The 20,396-nt window shown below is 35.5% G+C and carries 16 protein-coding genes; 8 read left to right on the top strand and 8 right to left on the bottom strand.

Features of this window, described 5'->3' with window-relative positions; translation table 11 throughout:
• The 6 genes from H3T43_RS03260 to H3T43_RS03235 are packed head-to-tail and all read left to right on the top strand — an operon-like array spanning position 1 to position 6,099.
• Complete coding sequence (locus tag H3T43_RS03260; protein ID WP_198212572.1) at positions 1 to 363, top strand: DUF2620 domain-containing protein; 363 nt, start codon at positions 1 to 3, stop codon at positions 361 to 363.
• A 55-nt stretch (positions 364 to 418) separates the two neighbouring features.
• The gene (locus tag H3T43_RS03255) at positions 419 to 1,714 is read left to right on the top strand and encodes a YhfT family protein (protein WP_187154092.1); all 1,296 of its coding nucleotides are present in this window, start codon (positions 419 to 421) and stop codon (positions 1,712 to 1,714) included.
• 9 nt (positions 1,715 to 1,723) lie between these two features.
• Positions 1,724 to 2,617, top strand: a complete 894-nt coding sequence (locus H3T43_RS03250) for a phosphotriesterase (protein ID WP_198212570.1) — start codon at positions 1,724 to 1,726, stop codon at positions 2,615 to 2,617.
• The gene (locus H3T43_RS03245) at positions 2,610 to 3,707 is read left to right on the top strand and encodes an aminotransferase class V-fold PLP-dependent enzyme (protein ID WP_198212568.1); all 1,098 of its coding nucleotides are present in this window, start codon (positions 2,610 to 2,612) and stop codon (positions 3,705 to 3,707) included. Before H3T43_RS03250 ends, H3T43_RS03245 begins: the two co-directional genes overlap by 8 nt.
• Positions 3,707 to 4,873: a YhfX family PLP-dependent enzyme gene (locus H3T43_RS03240; RefSeq protein ID WP_198212566.1), complete on the top strand. Its 1,167-nt coding sequence runs from the start codon at positions 3,707 to 3,709 to the stop codon at positions 4,871 to 4,873. The genes H3T43_RS03245 and H3T43_RS03240 overlap by 1 nt, the downstream gene beginning before the upstream one ends.
• Positions 4,873 to 6,099 (top strand): phosphopentomutase, encoded by a 1,227-nt coding sequence (locus H3T43_RS03235; protein ID WP_198212564.1) that lies wholly within the window; start codon positions 4,873 to 4,875, stop codon positions 6,097 to 6,099. Before H3T43_RS03240 ends, H3T43_RS03235 begins: the two co-directional genes overlap by 1 nt.
• Positions 6,100 to 6,183: 84 nt before the next feature.
• Here the strand turns inward: H3T43_RS03235 and H3T43_RS03230 are convergent, their stop codons facing one another.
• Positions 6,184 to 7,107 (bottom strand): LysR family transcriptional regulator, encoded by a 924-nt coding sequence (locus H3T43_RS03230; RefSeq protein WP_198212562.1) that lies wholly within the window; start codon positions 7,105 to 7,107, stop codon positions 6,184 to 6,186.
• A gap of 115 nt (positions 7,108 to 7,222) precedes the next feature.
• On the opposite strand from H3T43_RS03230, the gene H3T43_RS03225 reads away from it, so the two are divergent.
• Complete coding sequence (locus H3T43_RS03225; RefSeq protein ID WP_198212560.1) at positions 7,223 to 9,004, top strand: FAD-binding protein; 1,782 nt, start codon at positions 7,223 to 7,225, stop codon at positions 9,002 to 9,004.
• A gap of 106 nt (positions 9,005 to 9,110) precedes the next feature.
• Positions 9,111 to 9,620 carry an O-acetyl-ADP-ribose deacetylase gene (locus H3T43_RS03220; RefSeq protein ID WP_198212558.1) on the top strand — a complete coding sequence of 170 codons (510 nt, stop codon included), beginning with the start codon at positions 9,111 to 9,113 and terminating at the stop codon, positions 9,618 to 9,620.
• 60 nt (positions 9,621 to 9,680) lie between these two features.
• Here H3T43_RS03220 and H3T43_RS03215 read toward each other — a convergent pair whose 3' ends face one another.
• The 7 genes from H3T43_RS03215 to H3T43_RS03185 form a co-directional block, all read right to left on the bottom strand.
• On the bottom strand, positions 9,681 to 10,937 hold the full coding sequence (locus tag H3T43_RS03215) for an MFS transporter (protein ID WP_198212556.1): 1,257 nt from the start codon (positions 10,935 to 10,937) through the stop codon (positions 9,681 to 9,683).
• A 243-nt stretch (positions 10,938 to 11,180) separates the two neighbouring features.
• Complete coding sequence (locus H3T43_RS03210; protein WP_198212554.1) at positions 11,181 to 12,797, bottom strand: alpha-glucosidase; 1,617 nt, start codon at positions 12,795 to 12,797, stop codon at positions 11,181 to 11,183.
• A gap of 83 nt (positions 12,798 to 12,880) precedes the next feature.
• Entirely contained in the window at positions 12,881 to 13,954 is a 1,074-nt protein-coding gene (locus H3T43_RS03205) for a P1 family peptidase (RefSeq protein ID WP_198212553.1), read from the bottom strand.
• A gap of 106 nt (positions 13,955 to 14,060) precedes the next feature.
• Positions 14,061 to 16,007, bottom strand: coding sequence for a MucBP domain-containing protein (locus tag H3T43_RS03200; RefSeq protein ID WP_198212552.1), 1,947 nt, complete (start codon positions 16,005 to 16,007; stop codon positions 14,061 to 14,063).
• A 331-nt stretch (positions 16,008 to 16,338) separates the two neighbouring features.
• On the bottom strand, positions 16,339 to 18,027 hold the full coding sequence (locus H3T43_RS03195) for an SLAP domain-containing protein (protein ID WP_198212551.1): 1,689 nt from the start codon (positions 18,025 to 18,027) through the stop codon (positions 16,339 to 16,341).
• Positions 18,028 to 18,368: 341 nt separating this feature from the next.
• Positions 18,369 to 19,496 (bottom strand): MucBP domain-containing protein, encoded by a 1,128-nt coding sequence (locus tag H3T43_RS03190; RefSeq protein ID WP_198212550.1) that lies wholly within the window; start codon positions 19,494 to 19,496, stop codon positions 18,369 to 18,371.
• 507 nt (positions 19,497 to 20,003) lie between these two features.
• On the bottom strand, positions 20,004 to 20,174 hold the full coding sequence (locus H3T43_RS03185; protein WP_187154080.1) for a hypothetical protein: 171 nt from the start codon (positions 20,172 to 20,174) through the stop codon (positions 20,004 to 20,006).
• Positions 20,175 to 20,396 lie beyond the last annotated feature (222 nt).

Below are 20,396 nucleotides of genomic sequence, written 5' to 3'. Positions count from 1 at the left end.
ATGACAAAAATTGTAATTGGAGGCCAAATGGGCAAAGAAGAAATCAGACAAGACTTAGAAAAATTAACAAGCGATAAAAATGTCGAAATTACTGTGCAGAGTGACCTGGATGCTGCAATGGCAGTTCAAAATCATCAAGCTGATTTTTACATCGGTGCCTGTCAAACTGGTGCTGGAGGTGCATTAGCGATGGCTACCGCCTTACTTGGTTCAGGGAAAACCCTCACTGTTGCTACACCAACTAAGGTATTAAAAGCAGATGAAATTAAAAAAGGGGTAGAAAGCGGCAAAGTTGCTTTTGGTTTTACATTTAATGCTAAAGATACTGTATTGCCAGAAATTGTTAAGGCATTACCTTTATAGTGTTTTTAATATCAATATTCAATTTTTAGAATATTGAATATAAGGAGGATAAAAAATGTCAATGACTACAATTATAAATTATGTTCTAATAGCCCTGGTTGGGGGCGTTGGTTCAGTTTTGGCGAATAAAGGCATTGCTGTTTTCAATGATGGATTAAGGCCAATTTATCCAGAATATTTTGACCACAAAATTAATAGACGTGAATTAGCTCTAACATCTTTTGGAGTTAGTTTTGGCTTAATTATTGGTTTTGGTATTCCAGTATCAATTGGTTCAACGATTTTACTCGCTCATAGTATTTTACTTGCTTGCGATATTTTTGGGACTTGGACACCTGATAATAAATGGGGTGCCACTGCTGCTTTTGCTATTGGAGCAGTTTATGGTGCTGGCTTATTATTAGGCTTATCTTGGATCGTTAAACTATTCAAAATGCTGCCATTTAACTTTTTTGGAGCACTTTCTCTTTTAGGTAGTCCAATATTGCTTGCCTTTTGTGCATTTCCAGCAATTGCAGTTGCAGAGCAACATAATGTAAAAAAGGGTCTTATTACCTTTGTTTGGACCTTTGTAACTTACATTCTAATTAGTAAGTTTGGAATCTTTAACTTGGGTAATGGTATTACCATCACTTTGAACGCAACCGGTATGGCACTATTAGTGGCCATGATTTGTATGGTTTATTACGCAGCCAAAGTAAAGGGAACCAATAACTCAAACGAAAATTTGGTTAATGTCTTTTCTGCACGTATCGGAAGAATTAAGAAAAATTGGATTTGGCTTTCATTAATGGGGGGCTTGATCACTGCTGCTTCAAGTGAATTAATTCTTGCAGTTGATGTTCTTCCTCAACAGTTATTGATTAAAGGGCAAATTCAAGAAGCAGCAATGGCAACTTTTGCCAGAGCCATTGGCTTCATTCCCTTAGTATTTTCAACCGCTATTGTAACTGGTGTTTACGGTATGGCTGGAACAACTTTAATTTTTGCAATCGGCTTGTTATTAAAAGGTCAACCGTTAGTTGCCTTTATCGCAGGTGCTGTCTGGATGTGGATTGAAGTACAAGCCTTAGGTGCTACCGCTAAAGGAATGGATAAGTTTCCAGGTTTACGTGATATGGGTGACCATATTCGTACTTCTCTGATGGAAACCATTTCAACTTCGTTATTAATTGGGGCGGCCATTGCATGTAATAAGATGGCACCAAATCTAGGATTCTTCTGGGTCATAGGTACCTGGCTCTTAAATAAAAAAATGAAAAAACCTCTAGTTGATATGGCCGTGGGGCCAATAGCTACTATAGCATTAGGACTTTTATTAAATATTTTAAGAATAGTGCATTTATTCTAAGGAGATTATATGACAGTTTTAAAACCAGGTATTACGTATGCGCATGAACATATTCCTATAGATCGTTCAGAAGTAATTGAGGATGAAGATGCATTACTTGATTCCCAAGGGCTGGTAATAAAAGAATTGAAAGAGCTTTATAACAAAGGGGTAAGAAACATTGTTGAAGCCACCTGTCGAGGTATTGGAAGGAATGTAGCATATGCACAAAAAGTAGCTACAGAAACAGGAATTAATATTGTCCAAGCTACAGGCTGGTATCAATCTGCTTTTTTACCAATAGAAATATATCAGTTATCAGTCACACAATTAGCCGAAATGATGATCAAAGACATTACAGTAGGAATTAAAAATACAGATATTAAAGCTGGAGTCATAGGAGAAATTGCTACAACTAAAAATAGATGGACTGAACAAGAAGAAAAAGTATTTAATGCAGCAGTTATTGCTAGTAAAGAAACTCATACTCCAATTATGACACATACTTCAATAGGCACTTTAGGACGTGAGCAAGTTGAATTTTTTCAAAAAAAACATGCCAATTTAAGCAAGGTCATTATTGGCCATGTAGATCTAACGGGTAATCCTAATTATGTCTTAGAAATGTTAAAGACAGGAATTAATGTAGAAATAGATACTATAGGTAAAAATAACTATATGTCTGATGCTAAAAGGGTCGAAATAATTAAAGCAGCCCAAGATGCAGGCTTTACAGATCAAATTGTTATGTCAATGGACATAACTAGAAAATCTCATTTAAAAGCAAATGGCGGCATTGGTTATGCATATTTATTGGATAGTTTCATTCCTGAGCTAAAAGCTGGTGGTGTAACTGAGGAGTTTATTAATAAAATGCTGGTAGAAAACCCTCAAAGAATTTTTGGTGGTGATTGGAATGACTGATTTTACAACTTACCCGCTAGAAAGTATTACACCGGAGGAAGCTTTAACAAAGCAGTGGCAATTAGTAGATGCAATTACTAATGTTTTTGCGGGTAATGAGATTATTACCAGAGGAGACTTGGGAGTTATTCCAGGGTTAAATGAACCCAAGTTTACTAAAAAAGCAGAGGAAGTAATCGCCAAGTTTTTTAATACTGAAGCCGCCATGCTGGTAAGAGGCTCAGGTACTGGTGCTATTAGAAGCGCACTACATTCTGTTTTAAATGCGGGACAAACTTTATTAGTTCATGAAGCTCCAATTTATCCTACTACCCAAGTTTCTCTGACTATGATGGGTGTAAAAACAAAAGAAGTTGATTTCAATAAAATTGATACTGTTAAATTACCGGAAAATATTGCTGGCATATTAGTTCAATATACCAGACAAAAGCCTGATGATTCTTACGATATGGGTCATGTTCTAAAAGTCTTAAGGACACGCTATAGCCACAATATTCCTATCATTACAGATGATAACTACGCTGTTATGAAAGTGCATAAAATTGGAACTGAACTAGGTGCAGATTTAAGTTGTTTTTCCACATTTAAGCTATTGGGTCCTGAAGGGATAGGATGTATAGTCGGTAAAAAAATATACTTGGATAAACTACGAGAGGAAAATTATTCGGGTGGTTCGCAGGTTCAAGGGCATGAAGCTTTGGATGTTTTAAGGGGCATGGTATATGCACCTGTCGCTTTAGCTAATCAAGCTCGAGTTATTAATGAGTTAAAAGAGAGACTTAATAACAACGAGGTTCCAGAAGTCAAAAAAGCTTACGTTGCAAATGCACAATCAAAAGTTTTACTAGTGGAATTTACTCATCCGATAGCCAAAGAAATTTTAAAAAATGTGGCTAAATTTGGTGGAGCACCTAATCCAATTGGTGCAGAATCTAAATATGAAATTGTTCCTATGATATACAGAGTTTCAGGAACATTTAAAGCTTATGATCCTGAATTATTGGACAATACGATTCGAATAAATCCGTATAGAGCAGGTGCAGATACTATTATTAATATTTTGCAAAAATGTATAAAGGAGGTGAAATAATGTTTTTACCTTCACTAAAAAAATATAACCCTTGTCTAATTGATTATGCAGTTCAACTTCATCAAAGTGGTCGGATTTTACCAGACACTTATGTCATTGATTTGGAAGCAATTAAAAATAATACCAAAAAAATGGTTAAAGCAGCCAAAGAAAATAAGGTTGAATTGCTTTATATGACAAAACAATTTGGTCGTAATCCAGTTATAGCCAAAGCGATTGAAGAAGCCGGAATACCACTAGCAGTAGTTGTTGATTTTAGGGAAGCAGAAACCTTTATGCATTATGGACTGCACCTTGGTAATGTGGGGAATTTGGTGCAAATGCCGAGAAGTTTGGTCAAAAAAGTCTTAGCTTATGGAACCAAATACGTGACGGTTTATTCGATGAACAATTTAGTATATATCAATCAGATAGCTAAAGAATTAAAAGTAACTCAAAAAATTATCCTTAAAGTTATAGGAGACAATGACGAACTCTATCCGGGACAAGTGGGAGGGTTAACTATCAGCGAGTTTAAGTCTAATTTCACCAAAATAGTTAGCTTTTCAAATGTTGAGTTGGTTGGTATAACCTGCTTTCCCGCACTTTTATTTAATGACTCTACTAATAAAATTGAACCTACTACTAATGTTAAAACTATAGAAAAAGTCAGAAAAATATTTCGGGAAAATAATTATCCTTTACGGGTTGTGAGTTTACCTTCTGCTACATGTTGCAATTCAATTCCATTAATTAAAAAATTGGGAGGAAACGAAGGGGAACCCGGTCATGGTTTATCAGGTACTACGCCACTTCATGCAAATTCAAAGCAACCGGAAATTCCGGCATACTGCTATGTTAGTGAAATTTCGCATAGTTTTAAGGGCCACAGCTATTTTTATGGCGGAGGATATTACAGAAGAGGGCATGCAAGCAATGCATTAGTATTTGCTGATAATCAGGAATATGAGAGTAAAGTTTTGCCTTTTGACAACGAAAGCATTGACTATTACTTGGAGCTTGAAGATTCTTATACAGAAGGTGCAACAGTTATTACTGATTTTAGGACGCAAATTTTTGTTACAAGAAGTGTTGTAGCAATTGTAGATGGCTTGCAATCAGGCAAGCCAAAATTATTAGGTTTATATGATAGTCAGGGCAAACATATGCCTAAGGAGATAATGTAATGAGTAAATTTGGTGTAATAGTTTTAGATGGTTTTGGTGTTGGTGCAATGGACGATGTACCTCAAGTCCGGCCTAATGATGTTGGTTCAAATACAGCTTTGAATATCATTAAAGCTGAGCCGAACATTGATATTCCCAATCTTGAAAGATTAGGTTTAATTAATGCAATTGGCGTTGAACGTGGCAGACATATTTTTTCACCGGACGCGAATTGGGGTACAGCTCTTCTTAAACATCACGGGGCTGATTCTTATTTAGGACACCAAGAAATAATGGGAACTAATCCACCAATGCCTTTACTTCAACCCTTTAATGAAGTAATTGATCAGGTTGAAAAACAAGTAAGGGAAGACGGCTTTACTGTAAAAAGATACGGAGATCCGGGATTAGAAATTTTAGTTGTTAATAACTGTGCGACTGTTGCTGACAATTTAGAAGCAGATCCAGGACAAGTATATAATGTTACGGCTACTTTAGATAAAATGTCATTCGCAGAAATTACAAAATTAGGAGAATCCGTTAGAAAAGTAGTCAAAGTATCCAGAGTAATTGCTTTTGGTGGTAGTGATGTGACCATTGATAATATTCTTGATGCCCGACACATTAAAAAAGAAAAGTATGTTGGTATTTCTGCACCGGAATCAGGTGTATATAAGAAAAATTACCATGTTGTTCATTTAGGTTACGGTATTAATCCCAAAGTACAGCTAGCCAGTATTTTAATTCGTCATGGGATTGATGTTGCTTTAATTGGCAAAGCTTCTGATATAGTAAGAGGTGACACTGATAGACGATTTCCTGGTGTAGATAGTAACTACTTGTTTGATAGATTTATAGATCAGGCAAAAGAAATAAGTAATGGATTAATTTTCATGAATATTCAGGAAACTGATTTAGCTGGCCACTCTGAGGATACAGATCATTATGCAAATATTTTGGAGATAGTTAATAGAAGATTGCCAGAAGCGGAACAGTATTTTACCGGAGATGATATTTTAATTGTCATGGCTGATCATGGTGATGATCCTACTATTGGCCATGCACAACATACTAGGGAAAAGGTTCCTTTATTAATATATAAAGAGAATGTACATTATAAATATGTTGGTGAAAGAGAATCTCTTTCTGATGTTGGTGCAACTGGAGCTGAATTCTTCGGAGTAGAAATGCCACAGAATGGAACTAGCTTTCTTAATAGAATAACAGGAGGTGTAGATATTTCCTGATAGTGCTATAACATATTTAAGATTTTTGCTATTTATATAGAAGAAAAATGCGACCACTTTGTGAGTCGCATTTTTTGTTTTGTCCTAATTTTGCCAACCTGTTTTGATTATTAAATCTGCAAAACTTTTAGCAATATTTTGTAATTGAATAGGAGCATCTCTGCTGATACTTAAGCCTGTATCTAAGTTTAAACTGGATAATGGTAATTTCATGTAGTTGAATTCTAATGAACTGTCAATATAGTTTAACGTATTAGCGAGAGTAATAGTTATACCAAATCCTTGAATTGCTAATTCTACAGCTCCTATAAAGTCATTGACTGTGATAGATTGATTAACCTTAATCCCATTATCTATAAAAAGATGGTTAACCGCTTCTTGAAACCAAGAATCATTTTCTAACGCTACTAAATTTGAACCATTAAGTTGATTAAATTTTGCTTTACTAAAAGAAATTTCTCTTAATCCTCGTTGATAAATTGCAGAATTTTTAGGAATAATTAAATAGGCTATTTGTCTGTATAAAAACTTAGAACGAATTTCATTGCCTTTAAGATAACGTCCCCAAAATATATCATAAATATGATTAGCAATTAGATTATAAGATGTATTGCTGGTGAATACTTTTTGCAGGAAAAATTTAGTATGTGGAAATTCGTTTTGTAACTGTTTAATTATTTTACCTTGTTGTTTTGTCCATATAGGAGTATATGCAATCTTAATTGTATCTTCTTTTGACGCAATAAATGGTCTTAAATTGGCATTGATTTCGTTTCTATCGCTAATAATTTTAAGCAAGCCATTCCGAACTTGTTCTCCTGCAGGGGTTATACTAATTGGTATTGTTTTACGATTAATCAGTTTAACCTTGTAATATGCCTCTGCATTTTTAAGAACTTGACTAATATATGGTTGACTTAAATATAACTGAGTTGCAATTTCGCTAATGCTTTTACAGTATTTAGTACTCTCTAAAATTTTAAAGACTAATTCTTCATCAAGTTTCATTATTGATATTCACTTATATTCAACTTATAAAATAACTATTTAACAAGTCACATTATATCATTGATAATAAGGATGTAAACGGTTATATGAAGTCAAATAGTAGGAGAACATAATAATGAAACCAGAATATAAAGCGAAATATGATGTTGTTGTTCTAGGCTTTGGTGGAGCGGGTGCTACCGCTGCACGTTTTGCAGCAGATAATGGAGCAAAAGTCTTGCTGGTTGACTCTGCTCCATATGGCCATGAAGGTGGAAATACAAGGTATTGTGTTCAGCTGATTGGAACAGGGGATAACTATGAGAAGCTGTTAGCCTATTATAAAAATTTGTCTACACCGATGGATGAAGATGAAAAAGTACAAGAAGTTTATGCAAAAGGTATGACTAACATGAGAGAATATTTGAAAAAATATCTAAATGTTAATCCAGTTAGTGTACGACATGATAACTTAGACACCTCTAAATATGCTTTTCCTTTACAAGAGATGCTGGAAGAATTTCCAGAATATGAAGGAGCCAATACATTTGACTTTTCATTAGTTCATGAAGGGATAGCTGACAGTGCATTATGGAAAATATTGCGGCAAAAGGTAATTGATAGAAGTGCGAATATTGATGTTTGGCTTAATTCAAGAGCTAAACATTTGATTATTGATCCGGATGATAAAACTGTAGTAGGTGCAATTATTGAACGTAATGGTAAAAATATTAGTGTTGCTGCGACTAAAGGGGTAGTTTTAACGTTAGGTGGTTATGAAAATAGTCGTGAAATGGCTCAGACATATTTGAATAGCAAATATCTGTCACCATTTGGCACTTTGTACAATAAGGGAGATGGCATTAGATTATCTATTGAAGCTGGCGCGCAATTATGGCACATGTGGAATTATGAAAGTGCAGGTGTATTGCCAGGACTTGCTTTCTATACGAAAGAAGGAGAGCGTGCGCGACTTGTATTTGATAATTCACAGTTTAGAAATGGAAGCATTATAGCTGTAACTGAAGATGGTACAAGGTATATGAATGAGAGTGGGGCAAATCGTCATGGCCATGTTTATAATCATGGCAGATGGGATATACCACGTTATCACACAAATATCCATCTTGTTTTTGATCAAAAACAACTTGAAAAAATAAAATCAAAACCAGATCCATTTGAAGGTTTTGACAAAACTTTAGTTAAAGCAGCCACTGTTGAAGAATTAGCTGAAAAGATTAATGTTCCCGTTGCTAATTTAAAGCAATCGATTAGCGATTTTAATTTCTTCGTTGATCAAGAAAAAGACTATCAATTTAATAGAGATGTTAAAACAATGAGCAAATTTGACCATGGACCATTTTATGCCATCAAGATGGTAAACTGTGTTTTAAATACTCAAGGCGGACCTAAACGTAATAGTAAGGCTCAAATTGTCGATCAAACAGATCAGCCTATTAAACATTTGTATGGTGCTGGTGAACTTGGTGGGGTTTGTGTAAATAACTATCAAACAGCATGCAATATCGCCGAATGTTTAATATTTGGGAAAATAGCTGGTGAGAATGTTACAAAAGAAGAGAGTAAGAGAGTTGCTGCTTCTACAGAAATGAATGGGCAGAATGATCTAATTAATCATGAAGATAAAATTACATTAGACAGTAACCAATACCTGGGTGTTTCTCATTCAGGTATGGGTGACGAAATTAAAGTTCGGGTTACTTATCAAGATAGTCGAATCACCAACGTAGAAATTGTTTCTGAAAATGAAAGTGAGGATGTTGGTAAAAGAGCGTTAAAGGTTGTACCGCAAGAAATAGTTAATGCAAATTCAATAGATGTCGATGCCGTTACTGGAGCAACTAGGACAAGTAAAGCAATTGAAGAAGCTGTAGAGAATGCACTGAAAAATAAGTAATTATGTATACTAACTTGTTGAAAATGCGACCACTTTGTGAGTCGCATTTTTTGTTTGGGCAAAAAATAATTTGGGTTTAAAATGAAATAAAAGAGAGGCTCAGTTTATGGAAAATATCAAAATAATTCAAGGGGACATAACCAAATTAACGGTAGATGCAATTGTTAATGCTGCCAATAAGACATTGTTAGGTGGCTTGGGAGTTGATGGGGCAATTCATCAAGCAGCTGGACCGGAATTATTGGCAGAGTGTCGCCAGCTTCATGGCTGTGAAACGGGACAGGCTAAAATTACCAAGGGCTACAAGTTGCCTGCTAAGTTTGTAATTCATACTGTGGGACCAATTTATTCGGGGTCTGCAGAAGATAATAAGTTATTGAAAAGTTGCTATATCAGCTCCCTAAATTTAGCCAAAAGCCATGGCTTACATAGTATCGCGTTCCCGGCAATTTCTACTGGGGCTTACGGCTTTCCGGCTGCAGCTGCTGCACATATTGCTTTTACTGCCGTGCAAAATTGGCTCATTCAGCATTCTGATTATCAAATGGAAGTTATTATGTGTGCCTTTGATTCCAAAACAACCCAGTTATACCAAGCAGAAATTAAAAAATTTTGAGTAAAAGTTAAAAACCACCCTAACTAGGATGGTTTTTAATTGCCAATAAACATTTCCAAATTATGCTGCCTCAATTGCTGGCTTTTTGTTAATTGAGCAAGCAACTTTGACCGTTATTACGAGTACTATTAAACTTGTGATTCCCAGTAGTATTAATGCAGTAGTAACATTAAACGAAGCAGTAATTGTAGTAAAAATGGTAGTCATAACAGGACTGGTTATTATTAAAATTGTGTTCAACAATCCAATCGTTGAAGATAGAATATCTTGGTCAACGGCACCAACCAGCCATTGCGTTAATTTAGGACTGGCAGTACCAATAAATGCTGCAAGACTTGCCATAACAGGTAAGCAAATAAAAATATTTTTAATAAGCATGCTGCCTACAACTGCTGTGCTTAAGGCAGTGGCAATTATTGCCACAGTAGATAATGACATGTTTTTAAATAATTTAGTGCCTACGATACTGCCAAGAGCCATGCCGGCAGTCATCACACCGCCAATTAGAGCAATGGTAAAACTATATGTTACGATAATCATAGAGGATTTATTGCCTGCAACTACGATTGAAATTAAAGGTTCAATAGTGCCTAAAATACCATTTAGCAAGGCAATTACTAAAACAACAGTTAATAGTCCATTAGCTTTTTTAACTTCTTTGAATGAAAAAGCAATCGTCTTAAAAAAGCCATGCTCGTTAACCTGAACAGTTTCTTTTTGAGAATGATTTTTGTGATAATTGAAACCAACATTGGCAAAAAGGACACCTGCTGCTAGAAATGTTAACGCGTTAAGGATTGCCAGGCTAGAGTAGGACATAAATAGTAATAAACCTGATCCAATAAATTGGGCAATCATATTTATAATACTGTTAATGCCGCTGGCAAAGCCTTCAGCTTCAGCGAGATCATCGTTTCCAACAATAGCAACAATTAGTGGAGTTTGCAAACCACCAGAATATGAACCGGCAATATCTGACATCAGGTTGATGCCAATAACAGTTAAAACTAGATTCCAACCAGCAAAGCCACTGGCGAAAAGTATACCAACGATTAAGTAAAGTCCAAAACGGATAACGGCTAGCCAAACCATCAATTTAAATTTATTTTTAGTGCGGTCAGCTAAATAACCAATAAAAACTTGCAGTATTTCAGGTATTGATTCAGAAATTGAAATCAATGAAATTGCTAAAGCATAATTTCTTAATTTACTGGCGTAAGTAATAAGTGCCAGATAAAATAAAATGTTGCCTGCACCAGATAAAAAGCTGGCGATTGTAAATTTGCGATAATTCTTATTTTTTGCGAAAACGTCCATGATTTTGTAGCTCCTAACGTAAAACTTTTATACTTAAGTTATAACTTGGGCATAATAAGAATTAGCAAAAATGTCGTATTCGAACATTTAAGGATAAATATGAATTAATCAAGGGCATATACTGCTGAAAATAGTAATATTAGTGCAACAATTAATGAAGCATATTATCGCAGGTAAAAAGAATCAACTTGAGCAAATTAAAAAGCCGTATTTGAGGTTAAACTTAAATATGGCTTTTACTATTTATTTTGCAATTACAGCAAAGGCTTCATATGGTCTTAATTTAATATTATCAAGTGTTTTGGGTGCCTGATAGTTACTAATGATAACTTGTTTTATTTTAGCAGGTGCAGAAAATCGTTCTTCATTGCCTGTCAAATTAGCAACGACTAACCAGCGCTCGCCAACAAGTTCACGGTAATATGCCAAGACGTTAGGACTGGCAGAAACAGGAGTGAAGCTGCCATTAACGATAATTTCGTTTTCGTGACGTAACTTAATCAATTTTTGGTAGGTGTAAAAAATTGATTGTGGGTCAGCTAAAGCCGTTTGAACGTTAATATCCTGATAGTTGGGATTAAGCGCCAGCCAAGGAGTGCCAGTAGTAAAACCAGCAGCAAAAGACGCTGACCACTGCATGGGTCTGCGGGCATTGTCGCGCCCTTTAGCATTGATTGACCTGATAAGTTCTTCTTTGGTATAACCTTGCTTGATTCGCTCATTATAAATATTGACACTTTCAAGGTCTTCAACTTCAGAGATATCCTTGACCGGACAGTTTGTCATGCCAATTTCTTCACCATTATAAATATAAGGAGTACCTCGCATTAAATGTAAGGCAATGGCAAACATTTTGGCAGATTGTACTCTGTATTTATTATCATTGCCCCAACGAGAAATGACACGTGGAAGATCATGATTTTCCCAGAACAAACTATTCCAGCCATGATTATAATCAATTTGTGTTTGCCATTTAATCAAGATCTCTTTAAGATCGCTGGCCTTAAAGGGTTTGAGATCCCATTTTGTCTTTCCCGGCTGCTTATCAATGTTTTGATCTTCAAACTGAAAAATCATAGAGAGCTCATGCCGGTCAGGATCAGAATACTTACGGGCACTATCGAGATCAGCACTCCAGGTCTCACCAACAGTTACTACATCGCGGTTAGCTAAAACAGCTTGGTTCATTTCCTGAATATAATGATGAAGCTGGGGACCATTTTCGCGAATTTTTCGATCCGGATCTTTGCCAATTAGTTCGATCACGTCCATGCGAAAGCCGCCAATGCCTTTATCAAGCCAGAAGTTCATCATGTCATATATTTTGTGTCGTAATTGTGGATTTTGCCAGTTCAAATCTGGTTGTTGCGGGGCAAAAAAGTGTAAGTAATACTGGTTCGTTTTATCATCAAATTGCCAGGCAGAACCTGAAAAATCAGATTTTAGATCATTAGGTTCATGACCGGCAACAGGATCACGCCAGATGTAATAGTCTCGGTAAGGATTATCTTTACTTTTACGTGCTTCAATAAACCACTCATGTTGATCAGAAGTATGATTAACGACTAAATCCATGATGATTCGAATGCCACGTTTTTTAGCCTCACTAATCAGCCTGTCCATATCTTGCATGCTGCCATATTGCGGATCGATTGCTTTATAATCGGCAATATCATACCCATTATCGATGCCAGGAGATTTATAAATTGGTGAAAGCCAAATTGCATCTATTCCCAATTTTTGCAAATAGTCTAAGCGACTTATAATGCCCGGCAGGTCACCAATACCGTCACCGTTGCTATCTTGGAAAGACTTGGGATAGATCTGATAAATTACTGCATTTTTCCACCATGGTGTCATATTAATTCTCCTTTGCAATCGCTCACATTTTCAGTTAATTATAACACTGCAAGATAGTAAAAATTATTGTTACCGGTATCTGATTAAAGTCCTAAATCTGCAATTAATTGCACTGCCTCTTTATCATCACCAAGATGCAATAGGGCATCTTTTAGACAAAACATGGGCTTACCCTCACGGTCAGGCGTTGTTTGGGCATGAGCCAAAGAACTGAGAATGGCTTCGTGCACAATATCTACCGTAATCCTAAAGTAACGGTCGATTTTGTCATCAGTAATTGCCTGAATTGTGCTCAACTCATGGTCGGGGAAATGACTTACCCGGTTAGCAGTAGAGAAAGCTAGAGTAATCTCGCCACTACCGTTGCCGCTAAATGAGCCACTGCGAGTGATACCGATACCGGAACGTTTGGCAATGCGTTTTAATTGTCTCGAGCTAAACGGAATGTCAGTAGCAATTACTGTGATAATGCTGCCTTTTTCCTTACTATCCTTGTTATCCACAAACTTTTTACCAATGGCATGACCATAAATGTTCAAATCAGCGCTAAGACCAAAATTGGACATAACAAGTGCGCCCATTGTAAAGGTCTTACCGTCAATTTCGACTTGTCTTGAAGCCGAGCCTATGCCGCCCTTAAGTTCATAGCAGCGCATTCCTGTGCCACCGCCAACTCCGCCTTCAGCGAAATCTGTACTAGCAGCTGCAAAAGCATCGTTAACATCGTCTTCGGTGACACCTAAATCGCGAATATGGTTAATCGAACTGTCATTGCACTCCATGATGATCGGATTGACGCTGCCAGTTGACAGACCAATTTCAGGATTTTCAGCTAGCATTCTTTTGACTAAAGCCATTGATGCGGTACCCACGCTGAGAGTATTGGTTAAAACCAGTGGTGTTTCAATTGTACCCAGCTCGTTAACTTGAATGAGTCCTGTGCTTTTGCCAAAGCCGTTAATCACGTGTGCAGCAGCAGGCATTTTTTCGCGAAAGATATTATCTGGGCAAGGGTTGATCACAGTAACACCAGTCCTGAGTCTGTCAGTGACAACCGTCTTGTGGCCAACGGTAATGCCCGCAACATCTGTAATTAAGTTTTTTGATCCAGGCTTAGTATCGCTAAGCGCAAATAAAAGTGGTTTATTAAGTCCCATTTTTACTCCTTTTTTAAAAAAATTTCTTCTCTTATTAAAACGGTTCGTTTATTTTTATGCAAGACAAAAAATTCCGTCAATTATGACGGAATTTTTGAATTTGCAATCATCCTTTTTTCTTTTTACTAAAGCAGCTGGCAAGCAGGCTGCAAATTACCGACAAAAAGCCTAACAGCAGCACGATTATTTGTGAACGTTCATTAGTGCCAGTTTGTGGCAACTCTTCTTCTTGGCCATTGTTGGTGATAAGTACTGGATTAGTGGAGTCAGAATCACTGTCAGAGGATTTGAAAATAGTATAGTTCTCAGTAACACCATTAGTGCGGGACTTGTGCTTATTTTGGGACTCATTAGTTTGTGAAGTCCCTTTTTGGCTAAGGTTATTACTGGATGAATTTGTTGGACTATTTTGGTCATTTTCTTCAGGTATGGCATTATTTCGAGCATAAATATAAGTTACGCTTTGCGGTTTAGTGCTGAAAAAGCCGGTGGCATTCGCAGGTCTTACTTTTAAAGTATAATCTGGGATCTCAACAGTACCAGTAGTATAGCCGTCACCCACATTGCCCTGTAATATTGTTTCAGGTGCAATTTGATTGCCGTTTTCATCTTGATAAGAGACTGTAACATCTGTAGCTTTAATTGGTGTGGTGGTAGAGTTAGATTCTGGATCAGCAGAATAAATAAATTCGATGTTCTGCGGCTGATCGGTGAAAACCCCAGTAGCATTATCTGGGACTTTCTTTACGATATATACCGGAATTGTCTTCGTTGTCACTTTATAATCATCGCCAATTTTGCCCTTCAAACTAGTATCGGGTGCAAGTGATCTTTTACTAGTATCCAAGTAAGAAACAGTAATAGGATTACCTGGTCGAATATAAGTGTCGCCAAGAATGTCGTGAGCATGGGCAATTAAGTCTTCAGACAGATATTTATTATTTGCTTGTGGTTCGTCTTCGCTTCCATCGCCGATATTGACCCAAGTTCCTGGAGTGTTAAGATGCGTATCATTAATATATGTACTTTTACCTAGTTTAAGGGTATTTAATTTAGCGAGGCCATCTAACATATAACCCTTATCAATATTGGGATCTATGACAAAACTCCTGAGATCAAGTTCTTTTAAGCTACTACAATTATTAAACATTCCATTCATATCAATTACATTAGACGTGTCAAATGATGATAAATCCAACTTGGTTAAGCTGGAGCAATCCTTAAAAGTCCAAATCATTTTTTTAACTTGGCTAGTATTAAACTTACTAAGATCTAAAGCAGTTAAGCTTGAACATCCACTGAACATGCGACTTATATCATCCACCTTGGCTATTGTGAAATCAGGTGAAAACTTAATGCTTTGTAAATTTTCACAATCCTGAAACATGCTCTCTACATAACTAGTATTAGCAGTATTAAAATTTGATAGGTCCAGACTTGCTAATTTACTACAGCCCGCAAACATAAAAGACATATTAGTAACTTTGGTGGTCTGCAAATTATCAATGCCATCTATGCTGGTTAAATTTTGGCAATTCGCAAACATGTACCGCATATCACTGGTAGCAGATGTATCCAGATTTTCCAAACCAGTGATTTTAGTTAAATTAGTTAAGTCCTTAAACATTTCAGAAGCTGAGCCAATCTTTAGTTGACCCGTAAATTTAACTTCTTGCACATCGTCACTATTAATGCCGTTAATGTGAGCTAAAGAATCCGGTTGACCTACACTGCCACTGGGGACGGTAATTACATGGTTACTATAGCTGACATCAAGGTTGCCCCATTTAAAATTAGCAGCACTTGGAGCAGTAGACTCTGCAATTTTTGGTTGAAGCTGTTTTTGAGGGTTGGGTTGCTCTTTGCTAATTAACTTAGAATTAGCATAATTGGTATTACTAATTTGTTTATTCTTAATTTGTGCAGGAGAGGGCAGAGATGGATCTGCTTTAACTGTTACAGAGTTAACAGTTAGTGAACTTAAAATTGCTGTAGCAACACTAAAAAACATTGTTGCTGTTTTGGTTCGCATAGATTTCTTTTTCTGGCTCATTTTGCTATTCATTCCTTAATTATAAAATAAACATATACATGATTAATATTTTTCTTATACCTTATTTTCCTTATTATACAATTCATTAAACTTAATAACACTATTTATACATTTCACCTTGTTTGGCAAGAATAAATAATTAGCTCACCTAAAAACTGTTTTTGACTTATAAATTAAATTTGGTTATTTGCTGGAAGATATGGCACTAGTTAGTAATATAGACACACAATTTTAAAGTATTTATTAATTTTTGAGCATATAAAAAGAACTCAATTAGCAGTTTTAACTACTAGTTGAGTTCTTTTTATTTATAAAGTAAATCTCTTAATCTTTAAAAGTTTGCTTTCTTGACAAATTGGTTCTTGCCTACGATGTAGTATAACTTATTGTGCATCTTAACAGCACCGCCGTAAGTTCTAACTGTCTTGTTCTTCTTCAGAACATCACGACCATAACGTTTAACTTTGTTATTGGCTTTCTTAGTGTAAATAAAGGCATTGTGCTTTAATTTACGGTTGATACCAGTAACATTATTAGCCTTAACGAAACGGTTCTTGCCTAAAGCATAGAACTTCTTGCCGTTAATGGTCTTAGTACCATAAGTAGTAATAGTTTTACCAACGAAGTATTCACCTTTTACACGCTTGCCTTTTTGGTTAAAGATATAAGCGTTGTGGGTAACAACTCTCTTAACACCTTTCTTGGCCTTCTTAGCTGGCTTCTTGTTGTCAGCAGCAGGCTTAGTAGTGTCTGGCTTGTTAGTATCCGTCTTATTAGTGTCTTGCTTATCAGTCGTAGTATTTGTGTTGGTGTTACCTGTGTTAGTAGTATTACTTGGAGTAGTCGGTGTGCTTGGTGTATTGTTATTGTTGTTATCAGTAGACTTGGTAGTAGTATATTCACCTACATAACCTTTAACATCATTTTTACCGTCAAATTTCTGCATAAGTTCTACTGAACTTAATCCCTTGTTTTTACTATCCTTTAAGAACCAAGTAGTCTTAGTCTCTCCACTAGTTAGACTCTCTTCTACTGAACCAGGGAGTCCTGAATTGTTAATGATATTGTCTGAACCAAGTTTAATATCATTTAAGCTATCCATACCTGATAACATATCTTGATCAATGGTATATGTTTGACGAGATGGCTTTGTAGTACCTTTATTATCGTCGGTATTGTCAGTGTCAGAAACGTTATCGTTAATGGCTTTATCATGTTTAACCATCTTAAAACTACTAATATCCAGGGATGTCAAAGCCTTATCACCTTTAAACATTTCCCACATCTTAGTAACTTTTCCGGTGTTGAATTTCTCCAAGCCATCAATTTTGGTTAAGCTTGAATCATTACTAAACATATAAGACATGTCTTCTACTGAATCTGTAGTAAACTTGGATACATCTAAAGTACTTAATGCTTCATCATCAAAGAACATGCCCATCATGTCAGTTACGCTAGAAGTGACAAAGTTTGACAGGTCTAAAGAAGTCAATTTAGGATCACTAGCAAACATTTGTTTCATGTTAGTGACTTCTTTTGTATCAAGATTCTTTAATCCCTTAATTTTCTCCAGGTTTGGTAAACCAGCAAATAAGGAACTAGCATCACCTCTGAAAGTAACGGCACCATCAATTTTAATGGTTTGAATTTGATCTGTATCAACACCATCAATGTTCCAAGCTATTTGGGCAGGATTGATAGGGTTATCTTCACTAAATTTGTAATCATTGTCAATTGTACCGGCTTTAATAGTTAAAGTCTTAGTCTTTTCATCATAACTGCAATTGTCTTTAGTCCATTTTGAAGGCAATAGCATATTTGAATCATCTTCGCCAGCGTTATCACCAGAATCAGCTGGTATTGTCGGCTTTGCGTCAGCAGGCTTAGAAGTTTGCTCTCCCTGTGATTCAGCAGCCATAGCTGCAACTGGATTGGCAGATATGACGCTTAAGGCAGCAACTGCCATACTACTAAACAATATTTTTTTACCTTTATGATAAAAAATATTATGCTTGCTCATATTTTTTCCTCCATCTAAATTATATTATGATAAAAATAAGTCTATACACATGTCATAAGTATTTCAATATAATTTAATAATAATTATCATTTGTATTTAATGATAATTTATTGAGAGAGCATATAACTATGTTTTTAATAGCAGTTTATTTATTTTTTAATAAAACAGTTATTGACTAGTAATTATTTTCCAAGACTAAAAGATAGTAACAAGATTTAATTTTTATCATTAGTTTCTTTAGATAGCAAATCAAAATAAATAATAAAAATCTTTGAATTTAAAAATACTCCGAAAAGCCTATCATGCCTCACGGAGTATTTTAAAGTTTACATTAAATTTAGTTATTCTTTCTTTTTACGATTAAACCAAGCACCTACTATACTAGTAATAATTGCCATAAAACCAACTAGCAAAGCAACAAATCGTGATTGCTTGTCAAAGCCGGCTTGTGGTAGTTTTTTACCCTGTTTTGTATCTTTATTGCTTAATACCTTAGTAGCAGCATGACCATTATGGTTGTCAGAGCCAGTTAAATTACTTGGATCGCCATTATTTTTACCACTATTAATAAGCTTGTGGTTTCCAGCATTGTCATTATGATCTTTTGTTTTGGGTAAGTTATTGGTCTTGCCAGTTCCATCAGTTATATTAATATCATTTCCTGTATTATTGTCATTAGTTGGAAGATTATCCTGATTGTCTTTGACATATACGTAAATTACGCTTTGAGGATAATCACTAAAGAAACTGGTAGCGTTATCCGGTCTTGTTTTTAAAGTATAACCTGTAACTTCTTTAGCGCCAGTTGTATACCCATCGCCAACATAACCATTTAAAATTATGTCATCCGCTAGGGTATTGCCCAATTCATCCTGATATTTTACAGTAACTGCTGCAGCCTTGTTACGATAATAGGTTTTTCCCACTTTGGCATAGACAAAGGTAACTGTTGGGTTAGAGTCAGCTCCAGTATAGTCTAGACTTGCAGTGTCAGTATCGGTTACTTTGTTACCATTGATTAATATGTAGCTAAGCTTGTAGCCTTTAATTTCAGGGGCAGTGAAATGCTTACCTTTTTCGCCTTCTTCAATAGTGCCGTGATCAGAGGTCTTGCCTTCATTATCAGGCAAAGCTTTCCCACTTTCATCCTGATAATAGATACTGACTTGTTCTTGAAGTTTGGTATCAGCTTTGCCAACATTGCTGTTTTGATTTTTGTCGGAACCAGTAGTATTTTGGTCTAAATTTTCTTCTTGCACGATTTTGGCTGAAGCAATTGAAGTAGGAACAGCGCTAACTGGTTTTAAATTATTATTTTGATTAACTTTTTGGGTCATTAAATAGCCAGCTGATAAATTATCGGCTTTAACAGTATAAGCTTTTGTACCCAAAAGACTAATAGCCGTTATTGTTATACCGCTAACAAACAGTTTTTTGCTTTTTTTATAAAATTTACTTTGTGTAGTCATATAATCCCTCTTTTACTGATGTTATTGAATATAAACCAATTATATGTCGTGACTTTTTGAAAGTCAATGCAACTTTGTCAAATAAAATAACATGTGTACTATAATTTATAAAAATGTTATTTTATTGTTTTTAAAGTCTAACTGGGTACACTGAACTCAAGCTGGGCTATATCAGTAGTTTTCAATCCGAACAAGGGTTTAAGGATATCATACAAACAGAGTTGTAACAAATCAGTATTATCTAGGGTTTGGCTAGGAAGGGCAAGTACAGGGGATGACCTTCGATTTAATGAAGCTAGGATGTTTCAATGCTCTTAAGATCAATCTATTTATGCAAGTAAAATAAAACCGAGAACTATATTAATTGACTTAACAACTTAAGAAAATATTATAAACTAAAATATACAATGTCGATCAATAATGAAGAATCGTGTATTAAATCTTTATCAAAGTTTAAATCCTTAACTTTTAGGAAATAGGATTGAGATTATTAAGTATGAATGGTCTTTAACATGATAGCCATTTTTGATAGTTTTCATAACTGATATTTTTGTCTCTTATCAATTTTTGAAAAGGAGAGATTATATTAAAGTTGAAATCTTCGACAGAATTTTGCAGTTTAAACGCAGGCTCAATTGTATCATTCAAGTCGCTTGATTCTCGGGTTTTAGTCGTCATTTAGTCACCATCTTCTTTACTAATCCAAATAGCAGTATATTTGATGCTAAGAGCGCTTACTTAAAATTAACAATAGCAATTGTAATGCTTAAATGAAATTCCTTTTTAAAATTTAACTATCTATTTTGTATGTAAAAGTAACCGCAGTCAAATATTATTCTCATGATATTGTGTTACCCTCAGTATAGCATGGATTAATAAAGATGACTATTTCGAAATTGG

Origin of the sequence: Lactobacillus sp. M0396, assembly GCF_016101625.1 — a bacterium.
Taxonomy (GTDB): Bacteria; Bacillota; Bacilli; order Lactobacillales; family Lactobacillaceae; genus Lactobacillus; species Lactobacillus huangpiensis.
The sequence above is the reverse complement of the archived record's forward strand: the minus strand, read 5'-3'. Positions and strand labels throughout refer to the sequence as shown.